The sequence below is a fragment of the Microbacterium sp. ZW3a genome (assembly GCF_057167165.1).
This window is the reverse complement of sequence record NZ_CM169903.1, coordinates 2,050,392-2,064,179: the sequence shown is the minus strand read 5'-3', so window position 1 is coordinate 2,064,179 and position 13,788 is coordinate 2,050,392. Positions and strand designations below refer to the sequence as shown.

Sequence of the window (13,788 nt, the reverse complement as noted above, 5' to 3'; positions counted from 1 at the left end):
TGTCGAGGGCGGACGGGAAGGATGCCGGTCAGCCCGGCGGACGCCCCGCTCCCGGCCGCCGGAGGGCGACGCGTTCGAGCAGCGAGGTGACGAGGAAGAAGACGAGACCGATCGCGATGCCGCCGCCCACGAAGGCCCAGGCGAGGGCGGCGCGGCCCGACTTGGCGTACGTGGCGATGGCGGTGCCGATTCCGTCGGCGGGGCCGCCGAAGTACTCGGCGACGAGCGCGGAGATCACGGCGAGAGAAGCCGCGACGCGAATGCCGGTGAGCAGGTACGGCAGTGCCGTCGGCAGGGTGAGCAGGCGGAAGGTCTGACCACCGGTGGCGGCTGTCGCCCGGAACAGGTCGCGCTGCACGGGACGGGTCTGGCGGAGCCCCCGGAGGGTGTTGACGAACACCGGCACGAACGCGGCGATCGCGGCCACCGCCTGCCGGCCGAACTGGCTGGACGCGCCGAACATGGTGTTGAGGATCGGGGTGAGCGCCACGATCGGCACCACGGCGAGCGCCGCCACGAGGGGCGCGGTCATCCCGTCGACGGGACGCCACGTGGCCGCGAGGGCGGCGAGGGCGACGGCGACGACGGTCCCCGCGAGGAGTCCGACCAGGGCGTTGGTGCCCGTGATGGCGGCGGCGTCGACGATGAGGGGAAATCGCTCCACGGTCTCGACGAGGATCGCGCCGGGGTCGGGCAGCATCCGCGGGGCGCTCCCGGAGGCGACGGAGGCGAACCACACGGCGAGACCGAGGAGGCCCACGGCGATCGGGGCCGCGACGCGCAGCCACGACGGGAGTCGGGTCGCCGTCATCGGTCGTTCGCCCGCTGCAGAGGGGCACCGTGAAGGGCCTCGCGGACCGCCGTGACACGAGCGAAGTACTCGGGCGACTCGCGGAGCGCTTCGTCGCGGGGCCGCCCGGGGCGCGTGTCGACAACCTCGGTGATGCGGCCGGGGCGGGGGCTCATCACCACGACGCGGTCCGACAGGAACACCGCCTCGGGGATCGAGTGGGTCACGAACACCACGGCGGCTCCGGTCTCGGCGGCGATGCGCGCGAGCTCGGTCTGCAGCCGTTCCCGCGTCATCTCGTCGAGGGCGCCGAAGGGCTCGTCCATGAGGAGCAGCTGGGGCGAGGCGGCGAGCGAGCGCGCGATCGCGACGCGCTGCTGCATCCCGCCGGACAGCTGATCGGGGTAGCGGCTGACGAACTCGGACAGACCGACCATTTCGGCCAGTTCTGCGACGCGGGCGTCGCGTCGCGGACGGTCCCACCGGTGCAGTTCGAGGGGCAGGGCGATGTTGGCCGCGACCGTGCGCCAGGGCAGGAGCCCCGCCTGCTGGAACGCGATTCCGTAGTCCTGGTCGAGGCGCGCCTGCCGCGCGGTCTTTCCGAAGATCGTGAGGTCGCCGGTGCGGGGGGTGTCGAGGTCGGCGATGAGGCGCAGCAGGGTCGACTTGCCACAGCCGGAGGGGCCGATCAGCGACACGAATTCACCCGCGGCCACGTCGAGATCGACGCCCGTGAGCGCGACGACCTCGCCGTCGGCCGAGTCGAACACCTTGCCGACGCCGGCGGCGTGGACGGCAGGAGCGGGAACGGTCATCGGATCTCCTCTCCGCGGCGGAACCGGTGCAGGCTCACGCCGATAATGGCGACGCCGCCGGCGGCGACGAGGCCGATCGCAACGGTGCCGAAGGTGGGTGCCCACGGGGCGGCCGGATCGGACGAGGCTTGCCCGGCGAGCTGGATGAGCATGCGCCCGATGCCGCCGCGGACGCCGATCGACACCTCCGCCACGACCGCGCCGACCACGGCGGACGCGGCGGCCAGCCGGAGCGCCGGCAGCAGGTGCGGCACGGCGGCCGGCAGGCGCAGACGGGTGAGCGTCTGCCACCAGCCGGCGGAACTGGCGTGGAACAGGTCGAGGTGCAGCGCGTCGGGGGCCTCGAGCCCGCGGAGCATTCCGACGGCGACGGGGAAGAACGCCAGGTACGAGGCGATGAGGGCGACCGAGAACCACTGCGGCCAGGGGAAGACCCCGGCACGGTCGATCTGGTTGCCGAGGGCGTTCACGACGGGCGCGAACGCGATGAGGGGCACGATCTGGCTCACGACGATCCAGGGCAGCAGGCCCCACTCCACCAGTCGCCACCGCTGCATGACGATGCCCAGGATGCCGCCGACGGCCACGCCGATGAGCCAGCCGAGCACCGCGAGTCCGAGGGTGGTCCCGGCCGCCTCGAGCACCGAGACGAGGAGGGGCGGGGTGGATCCGCCGCTGGTGGGGGCGAACATCCGGCCGATCATGTCGCCGACGTGCGGCATCGCCCGGTCATGGGTGCGGGGGAGCAGGATGACGCCCGACCCGGCCGATCCGTCGGATCCGACGGTGACGCCGTCCGCGGGTCCGAAGACCTTGTACAGCTCCCAGACGGCGATCACCGCGGCGACACCCGCCAGGCCCCACCCCACGCGCACGGCGACGCCGGATCCCCGAGTGCGGCGGCCGCGCGGCATCCCGTCGCCGTCGTCGGGGACGACCGAGGTCACCGACCCCGGGACGAGTGCCTGGTCGGTCACCGCTTCGCCGTCACCGGGGGAGTGAGGGCGGGGATGACGGTCTCGCCGTAGACGCGCATCGTCTCCTCTTTGTTGTCGTGCTGGAGGTAGCCGGCGAACTGGGTGACGCCGAGGGCACGGAGCTTTTCGAGCTTGGCGATGTGCTCCTCGGCGGTGCCGAGGATGCAGAACCGCTCCACGATCTCGTCGGGCACGAAGTCCACGTGGTCGTTGTCGCTCTTGCCGTGCGAGTTGTAGTCGTACCCCGTGCGGCCGGCGATGTAGTCGGTGAGGGCGGCGGGCACCGCGGAGTCGCCGCCGTACTTCGCGACGATGTCGGCGACGTGGTTGCCGACCATTCCGCCGAACCACCGGCACTGCTCGATCATGTGCGCGCGGCTCTCGGGGGTGTCGTCGCCGATGTACATGGGCGCCGCGACGCAGAACGCGATGTCGTCGGGGTTCCGGCCGGCTTCCTCCGCCGCGCGGCGCACGGTCGCGATCATCCACTCGGCGATGTCGAGGTCGGCCAGCTGCAGGATGAAGCCGTCGCCCACCTCGCCGGTGAGCTTCAGTGCGAGGGGGCCGTACGCCGCGACCCACACGTCGAGCTTCGACCCGCGGCTCCAGGGGAACTGCAGGGTCGCGCCGTTGTACTCCACGGCGCGGGAGTTGCCGAGCTCACGGATGACGTGGATCGACTCGCGCAGGGCCTTCAGCGTCGTCGGACGGCCGTTGGTCACGCGCACGGCCGAGTCGCCCCGGCCGATGCCGCAGATCGTGCGGTTGCCGTACATCTCGTTGAGCGTGGCGAACGTGGATGCCGTGACGGTCCAGTCGCGCGTGGCGGGGTTCGTGACGAACGGGCCCACCGTCACGCGGCGCGTGGCGGCCAGGATCGCCGAGTGCACGACGTAGGGCTCCTGCCACAGCAGGTGCGAGTCGAAGGTCCAGACGTGGCTGAAGCCGTGCGCCTCGGCGAGCTGAGCGAGCTGCACCGTGCGCGCGGCGGGCGGGTTGGTCTGCAGGACGACACCGAAATCCATGGGGAGCCTTTCTCAGACCAGGTACTGACTCAGGCCGCGCGCGATGAAGCGCCCGTCGCCGGGGGAGCCGAGGTAGGAGCCGTCGTCGACGACGACCTTGCCGCGGGAGATCACGGTGTCGACGTGCCCATCGATCTCGAAGCCCTCCCAGGCCGAGTGATCCATGTTCATGTGGTGCGTCTTGTCTACGCCGATCGAGGTGTGGCCGGCCGGGTCGTACACGACGATGTCGGCGTCCGCGCCGGGCGCGATGACGCCCTTCCTGCCATACATGCCGAACATGCGTGCGGGAGTGGTGCTGGTGAGCTCCACCCATCGCTCCAGCGTGATCTGCCCGGTAACGACGCCCTGGTACATCAGGTCCATCCGGTGCTCGACCGATCCGATGCCGTTGGGGATCGCCCGGAAGTCGCCCTGGCCCAGGGTCTTCTGGTCTTTCATGCAGAAGGGGCAGTGGTCGGTGGAGACCATCTGGATGTCGTTGGTGCGCAGCGCCTGCCACATGTGGTGCTGGTGTCCTTCGTGCTTCGAGCGCAGCGGGGTGGAGCACACCCACTTCGCCCCCTCGAAGTCGCCCCACTCCTCGCTGGAGGCGCCGAGCTGATCCTCGAGCGACAGGTAGAGGTACTGCGGGCACGTCTCGCCGAAGACGTTCTGACCGTTGTCGCGCGCCCACGCCAGCTGCTCGACGGCCTGCTTCGCGCTGACGTGCACGACGTACAGCGGCGCGCCGGTGAGGTGCGACAGCATGATCGCGCGGTGCGTGGCCTCCTCCTCCATCTGCCACGCGCGGGCGACGCCGTGGAAGTACGGGCTGGTCTTCCCTTTCGCGATGAGTTGCTCGGCCAGGACGTCGATGACGGGACCGTTCTCGGCGTGCATCATCGTCAGCAGTCCCGTGTCGGCCGCGACCTGCATGGCCCGGAGGATCTGGGCATCGTCGGCGTAGAACACCCCGGGGTAGGCCATGAACATCTTGAAGCTGGAGACCCCCTCGTCGATGAGGCCGGGGAGGGCCGCGAGCGAGTCCGCGTCGACGCCGCCGACGATCTGGTGGAAGCCGTAGTCGATCGCGCAGTTTCCGGCGGCCAACTCGTGCCAGTGGGCCAGACCGTCCTGCACGCGCTCGCCGGCGCGCTGCACGGCGAAGTCGACGATCGTCGTCGTCCCGCCCCAGGCCGCCGCGCGGGTACCCGTCTCGAACGTGTCGGAGGCGCTGGTGCCGCCGAAGGGCAGCTGCATGTGGGTGTGCGCGTCGATGCCGCCGGGGATGACGTACTTTCCGGTCGCGTCGATCACGCGGTCGACGGATGCCGCGAGCTCGTGGCCCAGCAGGGTGGAGCCGGGGGCCAGCACCGCGGCAATGGTCTCGCCGTCGATCAGCACGTCGGCGGCGGTGCGGCCCGTGGCGGAGACGACCGTGCCGCCGGTGAGGAGCGTCGTGGTCATGTCAGGCCTCCACGATCTCGCCGTAGGTGTCGGGCCGACGGTCGCGGTAGAACTGCCAGTCGTCGCGCATCTGCTGCACGAGGTCCATGTCGAGGTCGCGCACGAGGATCTCCTCGTGCTCGGAGGAACCGACGGCCCCGACGTGGTTGCCGCGCGGGTCGATCACCTGGCTCGTGCCGTAGAAGGTCACGGCATCCTCGCCGTACTCGTTGTCTTCGCGGCCGACCCGGTTGGGTTGCAGCACGAAGTAGCCGTTGGCGACCGCCGCGCACGGGCCCTCCACCTCCCAGAGCCGGTTGGACAGGCCCGGCTTGGTGGCGTTGGGGTTGAACACCATGTGGGCGCCGTTGAGGCCCAGCTCCCGCCATCCCTCGGGGAAGTGCCGGTCGTAGCAGATGTACATCCCGACCTTGCCGACGGCGGTGTCGAAGACCGGGTACCCGAGGTTGCCGGGGCGGAAGTAGAACTTCTCCCAGAACTTGTCGAGGTGGGGGATGTGGTTCTTGCGGTAGCTGCCGAGCACCGTGCCGTCGGCATCCACGAGGACCGAGGTGTTGTAGTAGACCCCTGTCTGGGCCTCCTCGTAGATCGGCAGGACCGTGACCAGTCCGAGCTCTTTGGCGAGCGCGGCGAACCGCTGCACGATGGGCCCGTCCACGGGTTCGGCGTAGCGGTAGTACTTCTGGTCCTGCGTGATGCCGAAGTAGGGGCCGTAGAACAACTCCTGGAAGCACAGCACCTGGGCGCCCTGCGCCGCGGCATCCCGGGCGAACTGCTCGTGCTTGTCGAGCATCGACTCTTTGTCGCCGGTCCAGGTGGTCTGCGTGATCGCGGCGCGTACCGTCGTCATGGGTCCCCTCGTTCCTCCGGGCCGTCGTCCGGTTCTGTTACTGTCGCGCCTGAACATTTCTCTACGATTTCCACGAGTGACACCGCCGTAAATTGGGGGCCCGATGATCTCGCCCGACATGCTCGTGGAGCGCACGCCCGCGGGCATCGCCGCCGAGATCGCCCGCCTGGTCAGCGACGGCACGCTCGCGCCGGGCGCGCGGCTTCCGACCGTGCGCGAGGTTGCCGCGGCCCTCGGGGTGTCCACCGGCACGGTCGCCGCGGCGTGGAGAGCGCTCGCCGATGCCGGAGTGGTGTTCTCGCGCGGCCGCGCGGGCACGTTCGTCCACGCGGAGCGCCGCGAGTGGCTGAGCCCGCGCGTCCAGGGCATGTCGGCCGACGGAGTGCCGGGTGCCCCGCGGGGGCTCGGCGCGGGGCGCGAGGCGACAGCACTGCGGCTGGACCTGTCGCTCGGGACACCCGACCCGGCGATGCTGCCCTCGATCGAGCGGGCACTCGCCCTCGCTCGGCCGCGCGCCGACACCGGCCGGTACCACGATCTCCCCGTGCTCCCCGACCTCTCCGACGTGCTGCGCGAGCAGTGGCCGGTGCGCGGGGTCGAGGCGCTGACCGTCGTGGACGGAGCCCTCGACGGCATCTCCCGCACCCTCGACCAGGTGGTGCGGTTCGGCGATCGCGTCGCGGTGGAGTCGCCCGGGTTCCCGTACTTCTTCGACCTCGTCGAGGCCGCGGGCGGCGTCCCCGTGCCGGTCGACAGCGACACCGACGGCATCCTGCCCGCCTCGCTCGCCCACGCGCTCGCGCTCGGGCCGTCGGCCCTCCTGCTGCAGCCGCGGGCGCAGAACCCCACGGGGGTCTCGATGTCGGCCGATCGCGCCCGTCGTCTCGCGAACGTCCTCCTCACGGTGCCGGGCGGCACCCGTGTCACCGTCATCGAAGACGACCACTCGGCCCTCATTGCCACGGCGCCCCCGGTCACGCTGGCGCTGTGGATCCCGGCGCAGGTCGTTCACGTGCGCGGGTTCTCGAAGTCGCACGGTCCGGATCTCCGGATCGCGGCGCTCGGCGGCCCGTCCGCGATCGTCGACCGCATCGTGCGCCGCCGGATGCTCGGCCCCGGCTGGACGTCGCGGCTGCTCCAGTCGGTGCTGTACGAGTTGCTCACCGACCCGCGCTCGACCGCGCCCGTCCGCACGGCGCGGCTGATCTACCGCGACCGCCTCGACCGTCTCGCGAACGCCCTGCGCCGCCTCGGTATCGACGTGGGCGACCCCGACGGCATCAACCTGTGGATGCCGGTCCGCGACGAGCGCGCCGCTCTCGTGCACGCCGCGGCCGAGGGCATCGGCGTCGCCGCGGGCTCTCCCTTCGTCGTCGACGCCGAGACGGGGGTGCCGGTCGAGGGTCGGGTGCGAGTGACGGCGGGATCGGTCGTCGAGAACACCCGCCTGGTCGCCGAGGCGCTCGCGCGGGCATCGACCGCTGTGCCCCTGTCGTAGCGCTCCGTCAACCCCGGACCGCCTCGAATCGTTTCGACTACTCTCGGACCCATGACTGTTCCCTCTGTCCAGCTCAACGACGGAAACTCCATTCCCCAGCTCGGCTACGGCGTGTTCCTCGTGCCCGCCGACGACGCCGAGCGCGCCGTGTCCGAGGCGCTCGAGGTCGGCTACCGCCACATCGACACCGCCGCGATCTACAAGAACGAAGAGGGCGTGGGCCGCGCCATCGCCTCCAGCGGCATCGCCCGCGACGAGCTCTTCGTCACGACGAAGCTCTGGAACGACCGCCATGACGGCGACGAGCCGCACGCCGCGATCGACGAGAGCCTCGAGAAGCTCGGCCTCGACGCGGTCGACCTGTATCTCATCCACTGGCCGACGCCGAAGAACGACAACTACGTCCACGCGTGGCAGAAGATGATCGAGATCCGCGAGGCGGGCAAGACCCGCTCGATCGGCGTCTCGAACTTCCTCGTGCCGCACCTCGACCGCATCGTCGCCGAGACCGGTGTGACCCCCGCGGTCAACCAGATCGAGCTGCACCCGGCGCTCAGCCAGCGCGAGATCCGCACGTGGGGTGCCGAGCACGGCATGCACATCGAGTCGTGGGGTCCCCTCGGTCAGGGCAAGTACGACCTGTTCCAGATCCCCGCGGTGAAGGATGCCGCTGAGGCGCACGGCAAGTCGCCCGCCCAGGCGGTGCTGCGCTGGCACATCCAGCACGGCATCATCGTGTTCCCCAAGTCGGTGCGCCGCGAGCGCCTCGAGGAGAACTTCGACCTGTTCGACTTCGAGCTCACCGCCGACGAGATGGCCGCGATCGACGCCATCGATCCGGGCGACGGATCGGGCCGCGTCGGCACCCACCCCGACGACCTGAACTGACGACGGACACGACGCTGAATCGCCTCGCGAACGCCTCGAGCCCCTACCTGCGGGCCCACGCCGACAACCCCGTCGCGTGGTTCCCCTGGGGGCCCGAGGCGTTCGCCGTTGCGGCGGAACGCGACGTCCCGGTGCTGGTCTCGATCGGCTACAGCACCTGTCACTGGTGCCACGTGATGGCCCGAGAATCGTTCCAGGATGGCGCGACCGCCGCCGCCGTCAACGACGGGTTCGTCGCGGTCAAGGTCGATCGCGAGGAGCACCCCGACGTCGACGCGGCCTACCTCGACGCGGCCTCCGCGTTCACCCCGCACCTCGGCTGGCCGCTGACGGTCTTCGCGACCCCCGAGGGGCGGGTCTTCTACGCCGGCACGTACTTCCCGCCCGAGCCCCGCGGTCCGCTGCCCTCGTTCCGGCAGGTCCTCGCCGCGGTCCGCGAGGCGTGGACGGATCGCCGCGGAGAAGTGGATGCCACCGGTGCCGCGTTGCGCGACGCGCTCGCCGCCGCGGCGCCCGCCGCCGCCGCCGCGATTCCCGCCACGGACGCGCTGGCGGCCGCCGTCGCCGACGTCGCGTCCCGGGAGGACCGGGAATTCGGCGGCTTCGCCGCGGGCGTCTCGCTCGACTCCCCGAAGTTCCCCAACACCCCCGTGCTCCGCTTGTTGCAGCACCCCGCGCTCGCCCCGCTCGTCCCCGAGGCGGCGGGCGTGGCATCCCGCGCTCTCGACGCCATGACCCGGTCCGAGTTGCGCGACCCCGTCGAGGGCGGGTTCTTCCGGTACGCCACCCGCCGCGACTGGACCGTCCCGCACTACGAGCGCATGCTGACCGACAACGCCGGCCTCATCGAGGTTGCCCTCGCCGCCGGCGACGACGCGACGGCGGCCGAGACCGCCCGCTTTCTCGTCGACGTTCTTCAGCTGCCCTCCGGCGGGATCGCCGCCGCGCAGGATTCCGAGTCGATCATCGACGGCGAGCGATCGGAGGGCGGGTACTACCGTGTCACCGACCGTTCCGGGCTCGCGGCGCCGGCCCTGGATGCCAAGGTCGTCACGGGGTGGAACGGTCATGCGATCGCGGCGCTCGCCGCCGCCGGCGCGCGCACCGATCCGCGGTTCGTCGAGGCCGCGCGCTGGGCCGCCGACACGGTTCTGGAGAACAACGTCGCCGACGACGGCACGCTCCGCCGCGCCTCCCTCGACGAGGTCCGCTCGGCGGCGCCCGCGACCCTCGAGGATTACGGAGGGTTGGCGCGAGGCTTGCTCGCGCTCGCGCGCGTGACCGGCGAGGTCGCGTACGCCGAGCGCGCACGCGCGTTGGCCGACGCCTGCCTGCCGAGCGATGGCATCCGTCCGCCCGGGGGAGGCGACCCGGTCCTCGCGGTGCAGGGGATGCAGCCGCAGGGCGTCCCCAGCGACGGGGCGGCGCCCTCGGGTCCGTCGGCGTTCGCGGCCGCGGCTCTCGACCTCTGGCGCATGGGGGCGGGGGAGCGGTACCGCGAGGCCGCCGAGACGCTCGTGCGCGCCGCCGCCTCGGCCGCGGTGCAGGCCCCTCTCGCGTACGGCGCGATCCTCGAGGTCGCCCTCGGGCTCGTCACTCCGCCGCGCCAGGTGGTCGTGGTGGGCGAGCAGAGTTCCGCCCTCGCCGACGCCGCACGCCGCGTCGACGCCGACGTCGTGGCCGTCGTCACGCCCGAGCAAGCGACCGCGTTCGCCGGGGCCGGGTTCGAGTTGTTCGACGGCAAGGTCGCCCCGAACGGGACGCCCACCGCCTACGACTGCCGGGCGTTCACGTGCGCCCTGCCGACAACGGATCCGGCTGCCCTGGGGTGACTCCGCGCACGTCGTCGTAGATCGCGAGGTAGGCGTCGGTCGGGGACGGGAGGGCCGGTGCGTGCCCGGGATCGACCCGGTGCGGGCCGGTCTCGAGAGCTGCGGTGAGCGCGGTCGCCCAGGCGACGGGGTCGCGGAAGCGCGTCACCGTGTGGAGGCCGCCGCCGTAGATCTCGCCGAGTTCGGGCAGACCGCCCACGTGAGAGGCGACGACCACGGTGCCCGCCTGCAGCCCCTCGGCCGCGACCCGTCCGAACGGTTCGTTCCACTGCGTGGGCACCGCCAGCACATCGCAGCGGGTCAGGAAGTCGCCGGGGACGACCGAGCCGACCTGGACGAACGCTCCCGTCGCGTACTCCGCGGCGTAGCGCTGTCGGAGGTCCCGGCCGAACGCGGTCGGGGCGCCGGCGACGAGGAGGGTCGCGGGCACGCCCGAGGCGCGCAGATGCCGCACGGCCTCGTGCAGGATGCCGACGCCCTTGTCGGCGTCGACGCGACCGAGGTATCCGATGACCGGCGCCGTGTGAGCGGCGCGATGCCGGGCGGGAGCTCCCGCTCCGGGCAGAGCCGGACGGTTGTGCACCACGGCGGGGGAGCCCTCGCGACCGCGGACCCCCGCCGCGGTCATCCGCCGAACGACGTAGTCGCTCACCCCGACGATGCGGCTCGGGCGGATCGCTCGAACGGTGAAGGGGGCCTTGAGGATTCGGCACCGCATGCTCCGACGGGAGCAGACCGTGTGGCCGTGCTGACCGAACGACGAGGTGCACACCAGGGCGTAGTCGCGCACGGTCTGGACGGTCGGAACGTCACGCGCGGCCAGCCACGCGAGCCAGCCGAATCCGGCGATGTTGTTGAGGTGGACCACGTCGGGCCGGTCGCGTCGGATCTCGGTGCGCAACGCCGCGTACTCGCGGAGCCGGGCGAGTTCGCCCACGTGCCACAGGGCGCGGGCGCGCCACGACGGATTTCGGCCCCCGGGATGCAGGCGACGGCGCCAGAGGCGGCGCACGGTGACGAGTCCGGCCCCCGGCGGCGGGTCGGGGGGAGCGAGCGCCTCCCGACGAGAATGGGGTGCCAGGCAGAGGACGCGCACGTCGTGCCCCGCGGCGGCGAGGTCGTCGGCCAGCTCCTTCACCGACAGCTCCGCCCCGCCGATGATGAACGGGGGGTACGACGTGTTCACGAGCAGGACCTTCACGCGTGTCATTGTGACCACTTCACCGGCCGAGGAGCGACGGGGGACTTCGAAGTCGCCCGAGCCTTCACCCGGGGGATGTGAAGGCTCACCGCACCGTCGTCCGTGATCGCACCCGCTTAGTCCAGCAGGTGGCGCAGGTACCGCCCCGGCGACTCCAAGAAGCCGCGGTGAAGACGCACGACCTCCAGGTCGTCCCAGGTCGTCTCGCGAATGCCCCACTCGCCGAGCTCGAGGATCGTCGCGCCGGGGAGGGCCGCGAGCACGGGGGAGTGGGTCGCGCAGATCACCTGGGTACCGCGGGAGCGCATGCGGTCGAGGGATGCCAGCCAGCGCAAGGTCGACGAGAACGACAGCGCGGCCTCGGGCTCGTCGAGACACGCGAGGCCGGCGACGTAGCGCGGGTGATCGAGGGCTTCGTCGAGGAGGGCGTTGAACGATTCGCCGTGGCTCAGGCGGTGCAGGCTCGGCGTGGCCCCGCCGAGGTCGTCGCGCCACGTGTAATAGCCGTGCATGGTCTCGGCGCGGAGGAAGAACCCGAAGCGGGGAGCGCGCGGACTCCGCTCCAGCCGTAGCCAGTCGCCGAGCGGGCTCTCGGTGCGCCGGGTCTGGCCGCCGCCGTTCGTCGACCCGCCCTCGGCGGGAAGTCCGTACGCCTCGGCGATGCCCTCGATGAGCGTCGACTTTCCCGAGCCGTTCTCGCCGACGAGGAACGTGACCCCGGGCCCGAACTCCCAGCCCTCACCCGCCGCGATCTCGAGGAACTGCGCGACCGCGGGGATCGTCGCCGGCCACGCGTTCGGATCGACCCGTGCGTCGGAGAACAGTCGCACCCGCTGCACCGGCCGGGGATCGTGCAGCCACTCGTCGCCGCGGCTCACGGTCTCAGATCCAGCTGGGCAGCCAGTTGTGCAGCCGCCAGAACTCGTAGGGCACCGGCAGCGCCGTCCACACGGGGTACCAGAACGCCGACAGCAGGAGGCAGACGGCGAGGAACACGAGGACCAGGCGCTGCCCGCTCGCGCGGGTGAGTGACCCGGGGCCCCGGGCCAGGTCGCGCAGGGCGAAGGTCAGCGCGAGCACGAGGAACGGCACCATCGCGACGGTGTAGAACTGGAAGATCGTGCGCTCGGGGTAGAGCAGCCACGGCACGTAGGTGGCGGCGAGCCCCGTGAGCACGAGGGCGTAGCGCCCGTCGCGGACCAGGACGAACCGCACCAGCAGGTACAGCGATGCGGCGATCCCCGCCCACCACAGCAGCGGGTTGTCGATGCTCGAGATCGCCTCGGTGCAGCCGCCGGGGAGCTGGCATCCGTTCTGTCCAACCTCGTCCTGGTTCCACGACATCGACGTCGGGCGCACGAGCAGCGGCCACTGCCACGCGGGGCTGGCGTAGCTGTGCGGGGTGGCCAGCCCGACGTGGAAGCCGTACATGGCCTGGTGGTAGGCCCAGAGGTTCTGCAGGGGCAGCGGTACCCACGCCCAGAAGCCCTGGGCGGGCATCGCGTCGACGGCGTGGCGGCCGTAGCCGCCGTCGGTGAGCAGCCAGCTCGACCAGCTCGCGAGGTACACCACCGCCGCGACGGGGACGAGCAGCACGAACGACACCAGACCCTGGCGCACGGCATCCATCGGCCACTGGGTGATGCCGGCGCGGCGGCGCGCGAGCGCGTCGGTGACGACGACGTACAGGCCGATCGCGGCGAGCACGTACAGCCCCGACCATTTCACCGCCGTGGCGGCCCCGGCCGCGGCGCCGGCGGCGAGGAGCCACGGGCGGTTGCCGAACACCGGGCCCCACGTCGCCTCGCGCGTTTCACGGGCGGTCCAGCGGGCGAGGGTCGCGCGCCGGTCGAGGGCCACGAACCACAGCGCGAGCACAACGAAGAACGTGAGGAAGACATCGAGCAGTGCGACCCGGCTGAGGACGATCCCCAGCCCGTCGATGGCCATCAGACCGGAGGCCACCGAGGCGAAGACGATCGACCGCGTCAGGGTGCGGGCGAAGAGGTACACCAGCAGGACGGTCGCTGCGCCGAAGACGGCCGCGGCGATCCGCCAGCCGGCCGTCGACTCCGCCCCGAACAGGGCCATCCCGGCGCCGATGAACACGCGCCCGAGGGGAGGATGCACGACGTAGCTGCCGACGCCGGTGAACACGTCGGTGTCGCCCGCGACAAAACTCGCGTCGGCGCCCTCGGGCCACGTCGACGGGAACCCGAGCTGCCACTGGCTCCAGGCGTCTTTCACGTAGTAGGTCTCGTCGAACACCAGCTGCCGGGGATTGGCGATGTTCACCACGCGCAGGACGAACGCGAACACCGTGATCAGCGTCGGCGCCAGCCAGCGCCACAGACGCTCTCGGCGGGGATCCGCCAGGAGCGCGTCACGCCAGCGATCCAGGCGCGTCCGTTCGTCCGAGGGGACCAGGGAGGGGACGGCAGTCACGGCCCCCAGCATAAGGTG

12 protein-coding genes are annotated in these 13,788 nt (G+C 71.6%); 3 read left to right on the top strand and 9 right to left on the bottom strand.

Annotated features, from left to right (window positions below; genetic code table 11):
• Window positions 1-28 precede the first annotated feature (28 nt).
• The 6 genes from ACU6WY_RS09750 to ACU6WY_RS09725 are packed head-to-tail and all read right to left on the bottom strand — an operon-like array spanning window position 29 to window position 5,906.
• The gene (locus tag ACU6WY_RS09750; RefSeq protein ID WP_483819465.1) at window positions 29-811 is read right to left on the bottom strand and encodes an ABC transporter permease; all 783 of its coding nucleotides are present in this window, start codon (window positions 809-811) and stop codon (window positions 29-31) included.
• Complete coding sequence (locus ACU6WY_RS09745) at window positions 808-1,605, bottom strand: ABC transporter ATP-binding protein (RefSeq protein WP_483819464.1); 798 nt, start codon at window positions 1,603-1,605, stop codon at window positions 808-810. Before ACU6WY_RS09745 ends, ACU6WY_RS09750 begins: the two co-directional genes overlap by 4 nt.
• A complete protein-coding gene (locus ACU6WY_RS09740; protein WP_483819463.1) occupies window positions 1,602-2,582 on the bottom strand; it encodes an ABC transporter permease in 981 nt (326 codons plus the stop codon). The genes ACU6WY_RS09745 and ACU6WY_RS09740 overlap by 4 nt, the downstream gene beginning before the upstream one ends.
• Window positions 2,579-3,607, bottom strand: coding sequence for a TIGR03842 family LLM class F420-dependent oxidoreductase (locus ACU6WY_RS09735; protein WP_483819462.1), 1,029 nt, complete (start codon window positions 3,605-3,607; stop codon window positions 2,579-2,581). The genes ACU6WY_RS09740 and ACU6WY_RS09735 overlap by 4 nt, the downstream gene beginning before the upstream one ends.
• A 12-nt stretch (window positions 3,608-3,619) precedes the next feature.
• The gene (gene hydA, locus ACU6WY_RS09730; protein WP_483819461.1) at window positions 3,620-5,056 is read right to left on the bottom strand and encodes a dihydropyrimidinase; all 1,437 of its coding nucleotides are present in this window, start codon (window positions 5,054-5,056) and stop codon (window positions 3,620-3,622) included.
• A gap of 1 nt (window position 5,057) precedes the next feature.
• Complete coding sequence (locus ACU6WY_RS09725; protein ID WP_483819460.1) at window positions 5,058-5,906, bottom strand: nitrilase-related carbon-nitrogen hydrolase; 849 nt, start codon at window positions 5,904-5,906, stop codon at window positions 5,058-5,060.
• A 103-nt stretch (window positions 5,907-6,009) separates the two neighbouring features.
• On the opposite strand from ACU6WY_RS09725, the gene ACU6WY_RS09720 reads away from it, so the two are divergent.
• The 3 genes from ACU6WY_RS09720 to ACU6WY_RS09710 are packed head-to-tail and all read left to right on the top strand — an operon-like array spanning window position 6,010 to window position 10,124.
• On the top strand, window positions 6,010-7,404 hold the full coding sequence (locus ACU6WY_RS09720; RefSeq protein ID WP_483819459.1) for an aminotransferase class I/II-fold pyridoxal phosphate-dependent enzyme: 1,395 nt from the start codon (window positions 6,010-6,012) through the stop codon (window positions 7,402-7,404).
• Between the two features lie 51 nt (window positions 7,405-7,455).
• Entirely contained in the window at window positions 7,456-8,292 is an 837-nt protein-coding gene (locus ACU6WY_RS09715) for an aldo/keto reductase (RefSeq protein ID WP_483819458.1), read from the top strand.
• A 14-nt stretch (window positions 8,293-8,306) separates the two neighbouring features.
• Window positions 8,307-10,124, top strand: coding sequence for a thioredoxin domain-containing protein (locus tag ACU6WY_RS09710; protein WP_483821896.1), 1,818 nt, complete (start codon window positions 8,307-8,309; stop codon window positions 10,122-10,124).
• Here ACU6WY_RS09710 and ACU6WY_RS09705 read toward each other — a convergent pair.
• From ACU6WY_RS09705 to ACU6WY_RS09695, 3 genes are all read right to left on the bottom strand, one after another.
• Window positions 10,081-11,325, bottom strand: coding sequence for a glycosyltransferase (locus tag ACU6WY_RS09705; RefSeq protein ID WP_483819457.1), 1,245 nt, complete (start codon window positions 11,323-11,325; stop codon window positions 10,081-10,083). The two genes, ACU6WY_RS09710 and ACU6WY_RS09705, sit on opposite strands and share 44 nt — an antisense overlap.
• A gap of 116 nt (window positions 11,326-11,441) precedes the next feature.
• The gene (locus ACU6WY_RS09700; RefSeq protein ID WP_483819456.1) at window positions 11,442-12,203 is read right to left on the bottom strand and encodes an AAA family ATPase; all 762 of its coding nucleotides are present in this window, start codon (window positions 12,201-12,203) and stop codon (window positions 11,442-11,444) included.
• Window positions 12,204-12,207: 4 nt separating this feature from the next.
• Window positions 12,208-13,770, bottom strand: coding sequence for a dolichyl-phosphate-mannose--protein mannosyltransferase (locus ACU6WY_RS09695; protein ID WP_483819455.1), 1,563 nt, complete (start codon window positions 13,768-13,770; stop codon window positions 12,208-12,210).
• Between the last annotated feature and the right edge of the window lie 18 nt (window positions 13,771-13,788).